We start from the raw sequence: 14,999 nt of genomic DNA, 5'->3' as shown, positions 1-14,999 counted from the left end.
ATTCAGTCCTTAACGTAAAAAATACATAGCTTTTCTTCACTGACCCCGGGTTCACATTTGATGAGAAGGGTATAAATACTTATCATACCGCGAATCTATCAATTACATGCCGTTCATATCAACGAAGTATTGTGTATTTATCCAGAGAAATGAACGGATTACTCGGGTACAGATTGTCGAACGTTTTATAATCTCTCACTCAAAATTCAAATAAAATGCAGAATGAGCAAGCCTGAGCATACAGGCCAGACAGGAGGTGTATTCAAGTGGCATATTCCATGGTTGATGTATCCGGAATGTCCGGTGTAAGTCTTAATGAATTGGGACAATACGCAGAGACAGGTCTGCTGAATCCTGCCTTCGTGGGTCAAGATGATGATATCTACTATGAGAAGCCGGAATTGCTAAGGCTGCAGCAGATACTGTTCTGTAAAGAAGTAGGCATGGAGGAGGAAGAAATCGCCCCCATGCTCAGGGATACTCCCCGGGACATGATCCGTATTATGCAGCAGCATCGGATCGAGATGCTGGAGAAGGCTCTTCATCTTCACAGGATGATCCAGACACTGGACAAAACCATTTCCTATTTACGAGGAGAGCAGGAACTGGATGAGGATGAACTGTACGCAGGCTTTTCGAATAAAGGACGTCACAGGCTTTTAAATGAAACGACCTCTGATCATGCGGCAAAGCATGATTATTACGAACAGAAGCAGACCAAAGCCGCTCAGAAGCAAGGCGTCCATTCCTTGGAGCAATCCACCATGCCCGAGGGCCAGGAGATGAAGTCAAAGGAAGATTTTCTCGATTCGCAAGCGAAGCTTGACCGGATTCATTTGGACTTGCAGGGTGCCATTGAGGAGGGGTTAACCCCCGGCAGCTTGGAGGTACAACAAATTATTGGCAGACATCTCGAATGGATCAAGGATTATTACACACCAACGGCCGAGATTTACCGTGATCTGGGCAATCTGTATGTCGAGCACAAAAATTTTCGCCAGATGTATGATGGCTATCACCCCAAGCTGGCCGAGTTTTTGCGAGACGGGATGATGATTAAGGCGGAACAGGATTTATCCTAGATGCATAAAGTATCATGGGCGAGCAGAACATGGGTGTGAAGAAAATAATCATAACAAAGAGCGCAGCTCCTCTAGTGAGGAGTGCGCTCTTTGTTATTGCACATCATCGTAAAGCTGATGAATGCTTCATCTGCTTAATGAACATGTCCCTTCAGGCAGTTAGGATAATTCCAGCTGCTCTGTAATCAGGCTTACCGCCTTTTCCAGGAAGATGCGGTCTTCATCGTCAAAACGGTTCTTGAGCGGGCTATCGATGTCGAGCACCCCGTACAATTCGCCGTTTTTGATAATAGGTACTACGATTTCACTGTTCGATGCGGCATCACAGGCGATATGGCCTGGAAAGGCATGAACATCTTCAACGACAATCGTACGTCGTTCCGAAGCAGAAGTGCCGCATACACCGCGTCCCAGTGGAATACGGATGCAGGCAGGCAGTCCCTGGAATGGACCGAGTACAAGTTCTTTTCCATCATACAGGTAGAATCCGACCCAATTGGTATCGGTCATAAATACATTGAGCAACGCCGCAGCGTTTGCCAGATTAGCAATGTCGCTAGGTTCATCGCGGATCAGAGCGCTTAACTGTCCCAGGACGGCGGTTTGCTGCTCGCTTCGTGTTCCTTCATAAGAAACAGCTTGAAACATGATGAATCACCCTCCCGAGCAAAAATGGTACTTATTTTCAAGATAGTGCAGAGTATGCGGTTAGTCAAGCGGAGGATTTCGGAAAAGGCAGGTCTTGCCTGAAAATTCCTCCTGTTTCTCATCTTCCTGCGTGGGGTAATTACTTAGCAACCACGGCGGGCTACAACCCGGGAAGGAGCTTGGCTTATGCATGCAGAGGTACAGAATCTTTTTGTACGAATTCATCTTCTATATTTGGCCCAAAATCAGGATTTAACCGTTAGCGACGCATTGCCTCTATTGGAAGAACGGGGATATCGCGTTGGTGAGCGGGAGATCAAGCAGGAGCTTGAGCATCTGACGCAAGAGAACTTCCTGACCGCCCATGGAGATCAATGGAGTCTTACCGGGACTGGCATTGAGGAGTTTAAGGAAATCACAGCTGTACTTGGCCGGGTTAGTGAGGAATTGCTGGCGACGGGCAAGAAGACGTCTACTGCCTAAATCTACCTTGGGTCAAAGTCTCCCGAAATTTCATGCAAACTTGAGTTAATCGATACGTACAACAAGACCGGGAGCGGAAGCGCCCGGTTTTTTGACGTGATGCGTGCCCAGAGGCACGCATGATCTTGTTGGTGAAAGTCCAACCCAAGGAGGGGCCAAGCCACCTTGGTAGCTAGGATGCTTGCATATGGCGAAATCCGTGTGCAAAAGCGCATCGACAAAAGTACCTGTCAGAGACAGGGCGAGCAACAAGCCAGGCCGCAACATAAAGTGAATCCTGCCGCGTCGTCAAAAAGGCCCTGCAAGGGGGAAAAGAAGGTGTCGAGTCTCGATCACATAGACGAAGGCCAAGGAAGCTGTGTAGAACTTGGAACAACAGTGAAGAACCTTCCGGCGTAGAGGGAGTGGCATGGCTTGAAAGATCATGCAGTGAACTGGGGAGACCCTCCCCCACTCGGATTTTTTTTTTTTAGGAATTCGTAAAGAGACACTCTATAAGTCCAAAAGACGAAGTGAAACGTCTGTGGGAAGGGAGTCCGAGGGGCTCATAGTACCGAAGAACCCAAGGACAACATAACCTTGGGGAGGGAAGGAGCCCTGCGTTGTTTATGCTTTTGGAGGAGGTACGAGTGAGTGAATGCCAATCGGCTAACAACACCAAAGGAAAAAGTTCAACAACTCCAAGATAAGCTAGGTCATGTGGCCAAGGAGAACAGCAAGCGTAAATTCCATGCCTTGTACGACAAAGTCTACCGGTGGGATGTCTTGTACGAAGCCTGGAGACGAGTGAAAGCGAACAAGGGAGCGGCAGGTGTAGATGCCATAACGCTGGCAGATGTGGAGGAACAAGGAGAAATGAACTTCCTCAAGGACTGCGAACGAGCGTTGAAAGAAGGCAACTACCATCCGCAGCCTGTACGGCGGCACTATATCCCAAAGAAAGATGGGAAGCAAAGACCGCTGGGCATACCCACCGTGCGCGACCGAGTCATACAGATGGCAACGAAACTCGTGATTGAACCCATCTTTGAAGCGGATTTTGAGGACGTATCCTTTGGATTTCGCCCGAAACGAAGTGCGAAAGGAGCGCTGGAACGAATTCGGAAAGCTTGCAACCGCAAAGGGAATTGGGTAGTCGACGTCGATATCCAAGGTTACTTCGATAACATTAATCAAGAGAAGCTGATGAAATTGGTGCAGATGCGCATCAACGACAGGCGGATACTGAAATTAATACGGAAGTGGCTTCAGGCGGGAGTGATGGAAGAAGGAAACGTAAGGCGCTCCGATTTAGGAACGCCGCAAGGTGGTGTGATCTCACCGCTTCTGGCGAATATCTATCTGAACTATTTTGACCGACTATGGGAGAAACATGGAAGAGGTCTGGGAGAACTGACAAGGTATGCAGACGACTTTGTAGTAATCTGTAAAACCAAAAAGGACGCCGAGCATGCGTATGAACTCATAGGCAAAATTATGGAACGTCTGGAGCTAACCCTGCACCCGACCAAAACTCGCATTGTAGGTCTATGGACAGGAGACGAGGGATTCGACTTCTTAGGAATGCACCACCGAAAAACGAAAGCAGAAACTTCGCAAGGGAAGGTATATTATACCACGCAGCAATGGCTAACCAAAAAGGCGGAAGAACGTATTCGTGGAGTCGTTAAAGAGCGACTGTCTCCACCGAGTATGCGATCCAGATCGTTCGCGGAACATGTGAAATGGCTCAATCCGAAGATTCAAGGGTGGAGAAATTATTACTACACGAACTACAGCCAAAAGAGACTAGCTAAGCTGGACTGGTATATTTTGCAACGGTTAACACGGTGGTACGCGAAGAAGAGACAACGCAGAAAATGGATGGGTTCAGTATCTGAGGTTAAATATATCGCCGGCCAATATGGACTAAAAACGCTGTTGTAATTTGCATGCCCATGAATGACGAACATCGGAAAGCCGTATGAGGGAAAACCTCACGTACGGTTTGATGAGGAGGGGCTGGGTTTTGCCCAGCCTTTTACTCTAGTACGATGACTGAACAGTTGCCATTCGGTGCAGGTTATGGTTAGATGGCTATTGAATCTTATGGTCTGTGGAGATGGATCGGATCGGAGTGTCTTTTCATGTATAAATGCAAAGGGAGAATTCCCGAACTAGAGACAGGACGGCTGCGTTTGCGCAAAATGCGCCGCCGGGATGCGGCCCAGATGTTCGCTTGCTGGTCTGACCGGGAAGTGACACGTTATATGAATTTGGCGCCCATGATTGGGACAAGTGAGGCTGCGGATATGATTGGGCTGCTGAATCATATGGCAGGAGAAGAGGAGGCGATTCGCTGGGGGATTGAACTCAAGGAAACGGGCCGGCTTATCGGAAGCTGCGGATATAATACTTGGCAGCTTGAAGGCGCATTTCGGGGTGAGATCGGTTACGAACTGGGGCGCGATTACTGGCGTTACGGTTATATGACGGAAGCATTTTCGGTTATGCTGCCGTTTGGGTATGAGACGATGGGTCTCAATCGAATTGAAGCGCTGGTTGATCCGCGTAACCTCGCTTCGGGTGAGTTTCTGACGAACCACGGCTTCACGCGGGAAGGACTGCTGCGTCAGGTGCAGCATACGTCTACCGGATATAAGGATATGGTGATGTATTCCCTGCTATACGATGAGTTTTTGCGCAAGAGAGAGAATTAAAGAGAGAAGGGTTTGTGTGAATACAACAGGAGGTTTGAATCGCAGCTTCATCTTGGCGGGGTTGCTGTTGGCGACTTTTTTGTCGGCCATTGAAGGTACCGTAATTGGTCCGGCAGGGCCAACCATTGTCAGTGAACTGGGTAGTGTACAGCTGCTAAGCTGGATCTTCACTGCTTATCTGTTAACGATGGCTGTCAGCACGCCGATTTTCGGCAAAATCAGTGATATATACGGACGAAAGCCGGTATTCCTGATTGGTTGTGCCTTATTTTTACTAGGCTCGCTTCTTTGCTGCCTTTCGCAGAACATGGAGCAGCTGATTATTTATCGTGCGATTCAAGGGATTGGTGCAGGTGCAGTTGTGCCTGTTACGTTTACGATTATCGGTGACATCTATCGGATTGAAGAACGAGGCAAAATACAGGGCTGGATCAGCTCCGTGTGGGGCATATCCTCTCTGGCAGGACCGCTGCTGGGCGGTTATTTTGTAGACAATCTGGGATGGCAGTGGATCTTTGGATTCAATTTGCCATTCGGACTGCTGGCAATGTGGTTTGTATTTCGTTATTTGAAGGAAGAAATGTCTCCGCGTACCGCAAAAATTGACTACATGGGTGCGTTGACCTTTACCGTCGGTATCACCGCATTGCTCTTTGTATTGTCGGCGGGTGGACAGTATTACGCCTGGAGTTCTCCTGTTATTGTGGGATTGAGCATTGTGGCTATCTTGTTCATGATTTTATTTTTTGTAGTGGAAAAGAGAGCTCAGGCCCCGATGGTTCCTCTCCATCTGTTCCGTATTCGGGACATCCGGGTGGCGAATATCGCCGGACTGTTGACTAGTACCCTGATGATTGGCCTAACCAGTTATTTGCCACTTTGGGTGCAGGGGGTTCGGGGCGGTAATGCGACTGAATCGGGATTGTTGCTTGCACCCATGTCAGTCGGCTGGCTGATCGGCAGCGTTCTTGCGGGCCGTCTGTTAATGAAGATTGGATCACGCTTAACGGCAGTGATTGGATTAACCGGGATCGCCATAGGCTCGGGAGGACTCTTCCTGGTCGGTGGGACGTCGCCCCAGTCCGTACTGTTTATTCTGACCTTTATATATGGACTCGGCTTCGGGTTTGCTTTTACGATATTCACAATTATTTCGCAGTCTTCGGTCGGATATAAGGAGCGTGGATCGTCCACGGCGTTACATACCTTCATGCGTACGCTAGGACAAACCATTGGTGCAGCAGCCTTCGGCACTTGGTTGAACTATCGAATATCAACGTTGTCGAGCGAGCAGCATCTGGCGGAGGCGGGGATCTCGGATGGGGACCTGAATCAACTGCTTGCCCCGCATACGGAAGCTGCCCTGTCGGATGAAAAATGGTCACTTTTGCGTAACGTGCTGGAAGGAAGTCTGCACTCATTGTTCGTTATCATGTTTGTCATTGCCATTATCTCGTGGGTGACGACACTGGCCTTGCGCAAACGGCTAATCGTTCCCGAAGATGCAGATGCTCCGCCGCAAGCGCAAGCTTCAGGGAAGTAAACAAAGTAAAAAGAATAATTCTTGAATCAAGGCAGCTGTTTCTTGGCTGCTTTTTTGTTTATTATTTTCTAGAAGGGATTTTCTGTAATGTTCAGTAATAGAATGGGAGGCGAGTTAAGATGAGAAAACAATCGCAGCAATCGTACTGGTTTGTGCCATTTTCAATCAAGTCGCTGGCAGCCCTTCTAACATGTATTTCGCTTCCTATGGTTGTCGAACTCATGCAATATGTTCCCTTAGCTGAACGAGCTGAACATACATATTACTATCCTTTCTGGTATACATTGATCATAAGCATTCTTATCAATGTAGCTGTTCTTCTGTTTCTGATCCTGCCTTTATCATTATTTGCGGACAATGTGCTTGCTTCCTTGAGATTGAATGGACCTGTAACAAGGGTGATATCTGTAATCGGAACTTATTTTCTTTTGGGTATAGGCAGTGCACTGTTGTTCTCCATCTTTGTGTTCAAAATGGATGCCTTCCAGTATGTCGGCCCTTATCAATACGTAGTAATAACAACCTTTGTTTTTTTGTTGTGGCAATCCGGTCTGGGATGGATAGTGAATAAAGCCCGTAATCAGAGGCAAACCAACACAAAATAATATAGATATCTCATTGGGAGTAGAGGTGAGGATGATGTTTCCCAATAATCTGAATTCGTCGAAGGAAGACGAAGCCAAACGCAAGTACGAAGAGACTCAGAGGGAGATTGAGGGGCACAGTCGCTCAGATCTTTCCAGATACGTTGTCGATTTGCTGATTGCAGGTGGATTGGTCGTCGCAGCCCTCACGGTGTTGATGTGGATTCTGTACCTTTGATTAACACATACGAATAACCGGTGCCGCCTATTTAGGCGAACCGGTTATTTTTAATTTGGATCAGGTGATAGGGGCTGGTCCTAGCCGTTTGCGGATAAACGATCTGCACCGAGTGCAAGCCTTTCCAACAGCTCAGACAGCAATGTTTTGTCATCCTCGCTCAGTCCGCTGACAGCACGATCAATTTTGTGTGCATAGCCTGGGTAGATTTCATCCATGGTACGCTGGCCTTCCTCGGTCAGTTCTACAAAAATGATGCGTCTGTCCTGTGGACAGTGTTTGCGATGCAAAAGTCCTTTTTGCTCCAGCTTGTCAATGACATAAGTGACATTCCCGCTTTGCAGCAGAAGCTGTGCACCGACTTGTTGAATGGGCTGTGCTCCTTTCATATATAACACTTCGAGCACCCCGTAAGCGGTGGGGTTGAAGCCATGCACTTTGCTTCCGGATACAGCGTGTTCATTCACGCTCTTAAATGTCTGGGCCAAGGTGCGGTACAGATGAAGAGAACGTTCGGTTCCGATTTCCTGTAATTCCAGCATGCTGATCCCGCCTTTTCAGATTAGTTTGAAATTGATAATGAACTGACAGTTGACGATTCAGAGGGTCGCCATGTTTTTATTGTAAGCGTCTGTTTGTGTGAAAAACATGCGATATGTCACAAGATTTGCATTTTTAGCAATTAAAATTTAATCATTTTTTGTCTATATAAATTGAACGATTGAATATTTACACTTGTCACTGCGCTGACAGAACAACCTTCCGATCGCTGTTATCCCCAGATTTTTTGAATTCCCTTTTTAAAGGGCAAAATCCGGGGATAAAGGCGAACGTTGCGCTTATTCAGGTTATTTCTGTCCTCTCCGTTCTCGTGTAAATGTTTAGTTCAATAAGTTCTGGAAAAATCATCCTGAAGACACCGCTTCTTCTCCGTCTCTGGCAGGAGGTGGGGGCACAGCCTGCCCTTTATAATGAATTCATATCATGATTGGGTTGAGGGCGGAGGAGAAGAATGATGATAAGTGGAGTAACAATGCAGGAACGAAGACCCCTGAAGCACAATCGGTCCTTCATAACGTTGATGGCTGCGCAGGCCATCTCCAATCTTGGAGACTGGCTGCATCTGCTGGCAATCCTTACACTGGTGGGCATTCGCTGGAATGCCACGCCGTGGGAGATTACGTTTACCACACTGTGTGCAGCATTGCCTGTCTTGCTTACGGGTCCATTTGCAGGGGCGCTGGCGGACCGGGTTAATCGGAAGTGGCTGATGATCGTTGCTGATGGTGCGCGAATTGTGATCGTTGGCGGGCTTATTTTTGCCGACCAACTCTGGCATGTGTATGTATTACTTATTCTCAAGTCTTTGTTCGATGTGGTGTTCTCACCGGCCAAGAACGGCAAGCTGAAGGAGATTGTACCGCAGGAGCAATTGGGGCAGGCGATGTCCATCAGCTCGGTGATTGAACAGATGTCCAAAATTGTTGGTCCGGCCCTTGGCGGGCTGTTGGTTGCCGCTTTTGGGATCACCTGGTGTTTTGCATTGGATTCCGCGTCCTTTCTGATCTCCGGCATTATTTTGCTATGGATTCCTGGAGCCCGGGTGATCCAATCTGCAAATCAGAACGTATTACAGGTAAAGGAAGAGACAGCAGGTACTGCTCAAGCAGGTAAAAAAGCTACGTTTTTGAAAGATACAATGGAGGGCATCCGTATGCTCGCATCTCTGCCTCAGGTGGGAACCTCTCTAGTCCTGCTTGCCTCAGCTCTGCTGTTTCTGCAATTTGCGGATTCACAGACGGTAGTCTTATTTCGACAGCTTCCCGGTATTTCGAGTGATCTGCTCGGATGGTGCGTGGCGGCCAGCGGTGTGGGTACGTTAATTGCCGCGATGAGTGTTCAGAAGTGGAAAAAGGCAGGGCATGTCATCAAGATGGGGCTTGGAACATCATTGATGGGTCTTGTCATTGGTGCAGTAGGAATGATCGTAGGAGTATGGCCGCATGCCGGGCTTGGCGCCAATTTGCTGCTGATATCGTTATTTGCCTTGGCAGGTGTAGGTGTTGGATTTGCCATTGTTCCGTTCCAAATTCTACTTCAGGAACAAACCCCTGAATCCATGACGGGGCGTGTGTTTGGAACAGTTGGCAGCATCATGACGGCCAGTAACATCATGGGTCCGGTGGTAGGCGGATTTCTGGTGACCTCGTTCGGAGTTATTCCGGCTTTTGTCTGTTCAGGCATTTTGCTGACGTTGCTGGGTGTGCTGTATGTAGTGATTCGCAGGCAAACAAAGAAGGACATGGATGGGAGTCTTGCAGCAAATTCATGATTACAGGTTAGTGAAATAAGTTTGCAAGTACTCTGATTCCTGTGGTAGGAGATGGGGAAATTATTGGCAGGATTTTCATTAAAATTTAAACTTTTTGAATGAAAAACTTTTGAGTAAACGTGCCGTGGAGCGCTGAATCTGAGTCTGAACGTAAATGCAGATGCAGAAAGCGAAACTTCAACTGTGGTGGAGTCAACTCGGTAATATGAGATTTTCACTGTAATATAAAGAAGCAGGGGCCCCGGACCCCTGCTTTTTTACGTTTTACTGGAACACGCAACAAGGATACTTTAAATTTCGAATTTATATAGAGTTGATTAAGTGTTAGTATAATTGTTATAACAGTTGAATAATATAATTAAGGAGGGATATTGAATGAATAGGGTGACAGAGATGGAACGAAAAGTAACTAAATTTGGTAATAGTTTGGGCCTGACCATGACAGATGCTTTAAAGAAACTTGGACTTGAGCAGGGAGATATGGTTCACATCGAGGTAGACCAGTCCAACGGAGAAATTGTTATTAAAAAGTCGACAAAAGTTAATTTACCGAATGGAATCAGCAGTGATTTTATGGATACACTCTCTGATGTTATGGATGAATATGACCAAGCTTTGAAAGGTCTTAAAGACAGATGAACCAAATCCGATATTTGACTGTCCAAGAAGTTATAGCTATCAACGTAGCCATGATAAAACGTTACAGTCCGGGGGAGCAGATCGGGGTAAAGGATTCTGGTCTGCTTGAATCTGCTGTACTGCGACCCAGGTCCTCCGCTTTTTCTAATGATGCGTATTCAACAATATATGAAAAAGCGGCAGCCTTGTTTGAGTCCTTGGGGCAAAATCATCCTTTCCATAACGCTAACAAAAGGACTGCTTTTACTGCATTAGTTATCTTTCTGCGTTACAACAATCTGCATCTCAAAATGGAACAATCTTTGGCTGAGGACTTTACCGTTGATATGGTGAATCACAAATATACTTTTGAAGATGTAGTCTTGACTATCCGTACATACTGCTTTTCCAAAAACGAAGAAAAGAAACAATAGGTCATTCCTTACTATGATTTATTGTTTTCTTTAATTTCCTATCTAAATCCAATTTATAATCTATATAAATTGAACTAAACATTTACACGAGAACGGAGAGGACAGAAATAACCTGAAGAAGCGGAGCGTTCGCCTTTATCCCCGGATTTTCCCCTTTGAAAAAGGGAATTCAAAAAAATCTGGGGATAACAGCGATCGGAAGGTTGTTCTGGCATCGGAGTGGTAAGAGTAAAATATCTTTGTTCCATTTAATATAGAATACAAAAGCTCAAAATGATCAAACAATTCCTCACGAACTCGATTACAATAACAATAAAGAACGGAACAAGCACCTGACAGGACAGGGAGTGAATGATATGGAAAGCGAAAACAAAGATATACCCGCACAGGAGTCCATATTGGACGTACATATTACGGAAGCAGGATATGATGCAGGCCAATCCACGATAAGAAACATCCGATTACACGTGGCTCATGGAGAATTGGTAGGCATTATCGGACCGAATGGGGCTGGCAAAAGCACGACCATCAAAACATTGCTTGGCCTGCTTGAGCATGCAAAATATGAAGTAACCATTGGAGGAGACGGTCGCTATGCCTATATCCCGGAGCAGCCTGTTTTTTACGAATATATGACCCTGTGGGAACATCTCGACCTGGCCGCGGCCGCCTATGAGATGGAGGAAGATGTCTTTGTTGCCAGGGCGGAGGAACTGCTGGTTCGTTTCGGTATGGACCACGTTCGCAATGATCTTCCGGCCAGTTTCTCCAAGGGCATGCGGCAGAAAATGATGCTGATGATCGGCTTCTTGTCCTCGCCGGATGTATATATTGTGGACGAGCCTTTTATCGGACTGGATCCGCGAGCAACCAAGGATTTTCTGAAATTGCTGGACGATGAGCGCCGCCGTGGTGCAGGTGTACTTATGTCAACGCATGTACTGGATACCGCTGAGCGAATCTGTGATCGTTTTATTCTCATCCATGCCGGGCAATCCGCTGCTGAAGGAACGCTGGATGAAATCCGTGCAGCCGCAGATTTGCCGGAAGCCTCATTATTCGATTGTTTTGACACACTGACATCCTAAGCGGGAAGGGGAGAAGAGATGCAGACCTTTCAAACATACACACCACTTGGTTTATATAAACGCAGGCGCAAGGAGCACTTCAATGAACAGTTGAAAAACCTGAAACTGGTAGTAGATTGGACGGTATGGGTATATCTGCTTGTTCCGGGTCTGTTGTATCTTAGCGGATGGTATATGAGCTTGTGGTCCAAACCGCTTCCCTCATGGGCGACCGGATTATCACTGCCTACACTGACAGGACTAATCGACATTGTTATGCTCACAGGCGGAATTATTATATTTGTGGAAGAAGCGGATGTGTTATTCCTGAAGTCGAGGTCACTGTGGATGCGCACCTTGATGAGACAGGGGATCTACCGGGCTTGTATACAGCATCTGGGCAAAATGATTGCAATTACCGCGTTGACCGCACCACTATGGTCCCGTGTGTATGACATGTCAATTATCCATATCGCGCTTATATCGATTTGGTTTGGCGCAGTGGCTTCATTTCAGGTAATTGTGCTCCATATGACAAAAGTACGGTATACCGGCTGGAGACGCTGGATTCGCATGATTCCACTCGCAATTGCAATGGGCATTATCACGATTGGGGCAACGTTTTGGATGCATGGGCAGATCTGGACACTGCTTGCAGGCATCGTGGCCGCAATCCTTCTACTAATAATGGTTGGCCGAATGAGGCTGGAGATGAAAGGGACCTTTGAGGGCGATGTGAGAGAGGATTTACGGGAAAGACTGAAGCTTACAGCACTTATACTAAGTCGCTCCATCACCAAGCCCAAAGCGCCGCGCACTCGGACCGTGATATTCCGCAAGCCGCGCAAGCTGCTGCGTCATCGATCCATCTCTAATCGGACAGCTGAGACGGCATTCAAGGCATTCTTTCGTAACTCATCGACCATGAAACTGTATTTGCAGCTTGGTGGCCTGTCCATCGCTGCCGTTGCTTTGCCCCCTTTTCCGGTCAATGTGATTGTGTGTGGATTATTAATTATTATGCTGAGCGTGCTCTTTTATCGTTCATGGGATGTATTTGCAACCTCCGACTATGTTCAGCTCGTATCCTACGATGCCGAGGCGTTGAATCAAGCTGCGACGACCATGGTCCGAATGTTATTCGTTCCGATCGGGATTCTAATGGGATATTCACTGGGGGCAGCCTGGCTGGGTTGGCTCGAAGGTATCGTTACAGCTGCGGCTGCTGTGGCATTTGGACTGTTCGTCCTGTCTGTAACAGGCTGGATTCGTTACATCCGATCTGCTTAAATGATATTCTTCCTTGTGCAGTAGCATATCCGATGAAATAACTGACCATGCTAGAGGAGACGAATCTTAACATTTTAGAAGATAAGAGATCAGCTCTCGCAAGGAGGAAAAATTATGATGGATGATAGTGAACTTCAGGTGCACTTCGCAGATCATGCAGCGCTGCTCGCTGCGCAAGCAACTTTGGAGGAACTGGGGTATAAACCATATCAGTCAGGACCGCTCGAATTGTATATTCCTACAGATCGTCAGGATACGCAGTCTGCTGTGGAAATCGTACAGTCTCACGGAGGAAGTGCCGTGTTTCTTTCCGAAACCGATGGATTGGATCAGTTTCAGAATATATCTATTCCAGCTCATCTCGTGAATGAAGATTGGCATGAAGGTTATGCGAGTGGAAGCCAAGGGAGCAATCCTGAACAGGGGATGCATAACCGGGATGATGATCCGACCTTCGATGATTCAGTCGATGGATTCTCGGGCAGTGTGAAGGCGTAAAGACATATGGGTGATGCCGCTGTTTGTCTTAGTATGTAAACGTGTTTGTAACAAGGATTTTGAATGGGCATATATCATATAAAAACCTCGATACCCCACGATAGTGGGATTTCGAGGTTTTTTTAATACTCTTATTGACCTTAGCTGATGTGGAACGTGAATCCGTCCATCAACATCGTAGGTTCATGTTATGAGCGATTGTTTTTATATTCTGCAGCATGCATACCCGCCGTATACCCCGTAGAGAAGGCAGCGGTAATATTGTAGCCTCCCGTGTAGCCATGAATATCCAGGACTTCACCGCAAAAGAATAGCCCCGGCAGCAGCTTGGATTCCATTGTTTTTGGGTATATCTCCTTTAAGTGAATTCCCCCGCCAGTTACAAAGGCCTCCTTGAGAGAACGTGTACCGTCTGCGCGGAAGGTAAAAGCCTTCATCAACCCCACTAACGTAGTTAACATACCTTTGGGAAAATGGTGGAATGTGAGGTCTTCGCTGATCTCTGCACGCTTCATCATCAATGGAATCATGCGTTCAGGAACCCATGTTTTGAGTATGTTTTTGACAGCCTTTCGGGATTCCTGCTCCAGCACCTGCTGAACCTGGGCTTCCAAAGCGCCGGCAGACAGATCCGGGAACAGATCAATACTCATCGTGACCTGTGGTTGTCCGGATTTCATCTGCACTTTGCGAATAAACTGGCTGCAACGAAGCGCAATCGGCCCGGATAGGCCAAAATGGGTGAAGATCATATCTCCGCGATGGGAGATAACCGATTTGCCTTTGGCATCCAGAACAGATAACCCCACATTCCGCAAGGACAAGCCTTGCAATTCTTTGGATTGAATCCAGCTTTCACCAGACACAATTGGCACTTCCGTCGGATATAGCTCCGTAATCGTATGGCCAGCCGCTTCAGCCCAAGGATAGCCATCCCCGGTTGAGCCGGTTTGGGGGACCGATTTGCCCCCGGTAGCGATAATAACAGAGCGTCCAAGCACGGTTGTACCAGATGCCAGCTTCACGCCCTGCACGTGTTGACCGTTCTGAATCAATTCCTTAACCGGCTGTTTGGTGCGAATCTCAACCCCAAGGGAAATGATCTTGCCTACCAACGCATCTACCACCGTTTTGGCTTTATCGGTTACCGGGAACATTCTCCCGTTATCCTCCTCTTTCAGGGCAATACCCAGATTTTCAAAAAAACGCATAATTCCCTGATTGTCCAGATTCTGAAATGAACTATATAAAAAGCGTCCATTGCCCGGAATATGCCGGATCAGTTCATCCGTCTCCTTGGCATTGGTCACATTGCAGCGACCGCCACCAGAGATCCCGAGTTTGCGGCCGAGTTGATCTCCTTTATCCAGCAGAAGCACGGAGGCTCCATGCTCGGCAGCAGCAACACAGGCCATAAGGCCCGCAGATCCACCACCAATTACAATGACATCATACATGCGTTATTACCCTCTTTTTTCATTGA

Annotated in this window: 17 protein-coding genes; 13 read left to right on the top strand and 4 right to left on the bottom strand. The window is 47.2% G+C overall.

Features of this window, described 5'->3' with window-relative positions:
- Nucleotides 1-266 precede the first annotated feature (266 nt).
- Nucleotides 267-1,082: a MerR family transcriptional regulator gene (locus Q0V21_RS31525; RefSeq protein WP_301882404.1), complete on the top strand. Its 816-nt coding sequence runs from the start codon at nucleotides 267-269 to the stop codon at nucleotides 1,080-1,082.
- A 159-nt stretch (nucleotides 1,083-1,241) separates the two neighbouring features.
- On the opposite strand, the gene Q0V21_RS31520 is transcribed toward Q0V21_RS31525, so the two are convergent.
- Nucleotides 1,242-1,730 carry a GAF domain-containing protein gene (locus Q0V21_RS31520; protein WP_079348860.1) on the bottom strand — a complete coding sequence of 163 codons (489 nt, stop codon included), beginning with the start codon at nucleotides 1,728-1,730 and terminating at the stop codon, nucleotides 1,242-1,244.
- A gap of 186 nt (nucleotides 1,731-1,916) precedes the next feature.
- Here Q0V21_RS31520 and Q0V21_RS31515 point away from each other — a divergent pair, with 186 nt between their 5' ends.
- Nucleotides 1,917-2,213 carry a hypothetical protein gene (locus Q0V21_RS31515; protein ID WP_024632980.1) on the top strand — a complete coding sequence of 99 codons (297 nt, stop codon included), beginning with the start codon at nucleotides 1,917-1,919 and terminating at the stop codon, nucleotides 2,211-2,213.
- Between the two features lie 45 nt (nucleotides 2,214-2,258).
- Here Q0V21_RS31515 and Q0V21_RS31510 read toward each other — a convergent pair whose 3' ends face one another.
- Entirely contained in the window at nucleotides 2,259-2,480 is a 222-nt protein-coding gene (locus Q0V21_RS31510) for a hypothetical protein (protein WP_301882400.1), read from the bottom strand.
- A 366-nt stretch (nucleotides 2,481-2,846) separates the two neighbouring features.
- Here Q0V21_RS31510 and ltrA point away from each other — a divergent pair, with 366 nt between their 5' ends.
- From ltrA to Q0V21_RS31485, 5 genes are all read left to right on the top strand, one after another.
- Nucleotides 2,847-4,139 (top strand): group II intron reverse transcriptase/maturase, encoded by a 1,293-nt coding sequence (gene ltrA / locus Q0V21_RS31505; RefSeq protein WP_301882399.1) that lies wholly within the window; start codon nucleotides 2,847-2,849, stop codon nucleotides 4,137-4,139.
- 200 nt (nucleotides 4,140-4,339) lie between these two features.
- Complete coding sequence (locus Q0V21_RS31500; protein ID WP_301882396.1) at nucleotides 4,340-4,912, top strand: GNAT family N-acetyltransferase; 573 nt, start codon at nucleotides 4,340-4,342, stop codon at nucleotides 4,910-4,912.
- Between the two features lie 34 nt (nucleotides 4,913-4,946).
- Nucleotides 4,947-6,455, top strand: a complete 1,509-nt coding sequence (locus Q0V21_RS31495) for an MDR family MFS transporter (protein WP_301882491.1) — start codon at nucleotides 4,947-4,949, stop codon at nucleotides 6,453-6,455.
- 119 nt (nucleotides 6,456-6,574) lie between these two features.
- Entirely contained in the window at nucleotides 6,575-7,060 is a 486-nt protein-coding gene (locus Q0V21_RS31490) for a hypothetical protein (RefSeq protein WP_079348861.1), read from the top strand.
- A 31-nt stretch (nucleotides 7,061-7,091) separates the two neighbouring features.
- Entirely contained in the window at nucleotides 7,092-7,277 is a 186-nt protein-coding gene (locus Q0V21_RS31485; RefSeq protein WP_024632984.1) for a hypothetical protein, read from the top strand.
- Nucleotides 7,278-7,357: 80 nt separating this feature from the next.
- Here the strand turns inward: Q0V21_RS31485 and Q0V21_RS31480 are convergent, their stop codons facing one another.
- On the bottom strand, nucleotides 7,358-7,819 hold the full coding sequence (locus Q0V21_RS31480; protein ID WP_024632985.1) for a MarR family winged helix-turn-helix transcriptional regulator: 462 nt from the start codon (nucleotides 7,817-7,819) through the stop codon (nucleotides 7,358-7,360).
- Nucleotides 7,820-8,289: 470 nt separating this feature from the next.
- On the opposite strand from Q0V21_RS31480, the gene Q0V21_RS31475 reads away from it, so the two are divergent.
- From Q0V21_RS31475 to Q0V21_RS31450, 6 genes are all read left to right on the top strand, one after another.
- Nucleotides 8,290-9,609: an MFS transporter gene (locus tag Q0V21_RS31475; RefSeq protein ID WP_301882394.1), complete on the top strand. Its 1,320-nt coding sequence runs from the start codon at nucleotides 8,290-8,292 to the stop codon at nucleotides 9,607-9,609.
- 375 nt (nucleotides 9,610-9,984) lie between these two features.
- On the top strand, nucleotides 9,985-10,248 hold the full coding sequence (locus Q0V21_RS31470; RefSeq protein ID WP_079348863.1) for an AbrB/MazE/SpoVT family DNA-binding domain-containing protein: 264 nt from the start codon (nucleotides 9,985-9,987) through the stop codon (nucleotides 10,246-10,248).
- A complete protein-coding gene (locus Q0V21_RS31465; protein WP_301882392.1) occupies nucleotides 10,245-10,661 on the top strand; it encodes a type II toxin-antitoxin system death-on-curing family toxin in 417 nt (138 codons plus the stop codon). Before Q0V21_RS31470 ends, Q0V21_RS31465 begins: the two co-directional genes overlap by 4 nt.
- Nucleotides 10,662-11,017: 356 nt before the next feature.
- On the top strand, nucleotides 11,018-11,749 hold the full coding sequence (locus Q0V21_RS31460; RefSeq protein WP_079348865.1) for an ABC transporter ATP-binding protein: 732 nt from the start codon (nucleotides 11,018-11,020) through the stop codon (nucleotides 11,747-11,749).
- 18 nt (nucleotides 11,750-11,767) lie between these two features.
- Nucleotides 11,768-13,018: an ABC transporter permease gene (locus tag Q0V21_RS31455; protein WP_301882390.1), complete on the top strand. Its 1,251-nt coding sequence runs from the start codon at nucleotides 11,768-11,770 to the stop codon at nucleotides 13,016-13,018.
- Between the two features lie 114 nt (nucleotides 13,019-13,132).
- On the top strand, nucleotides 13,133-13,516 hold the full coding sequence (locus Q0V21_RS31450) for a hypothetical protein (protein ID WP_079348867.1): 384 nt from the start codon (nucleotides 13,133-13,135) through the stop codon (nucleotides 13,514-13,516).
- A 188-nt stretch (nucleotides 13,517-13,704) separates the two neighbouring features.
- Here Q0V21_RS31450 and Q0V21_RS31445 read toward each other — a convergent pair whose 3' ends face one another.
- Complete coding sequence (locus tag Q0V21_RS31445; protein WP_079348868.1) at nucleotides 13,705-14,973, bottom strand: BaiN/RdsA family NAD(P)/FAD-dependent oxidoreductase; 1,269 nt, start codon at nucleotides 14,971-14,973, stop codon at nucleotides 13,705-13,707.
- Nucleotides 14,974-14,999 lie beyond the last annotated feature (26 nt).

The sequence above is a fragment of the Paenibacillus sp. 11B genome, assembly GCF_030487755.1.
Lineage (GTDB): Bacteria > Bacillota > Bacilli > Paenibacillales > Paenibacillaceae > Paenibacillus > Paenibacillus vandeheii.
This window is presented reverse-complemented; position numbering and strand designations above follow the sequence as displayed.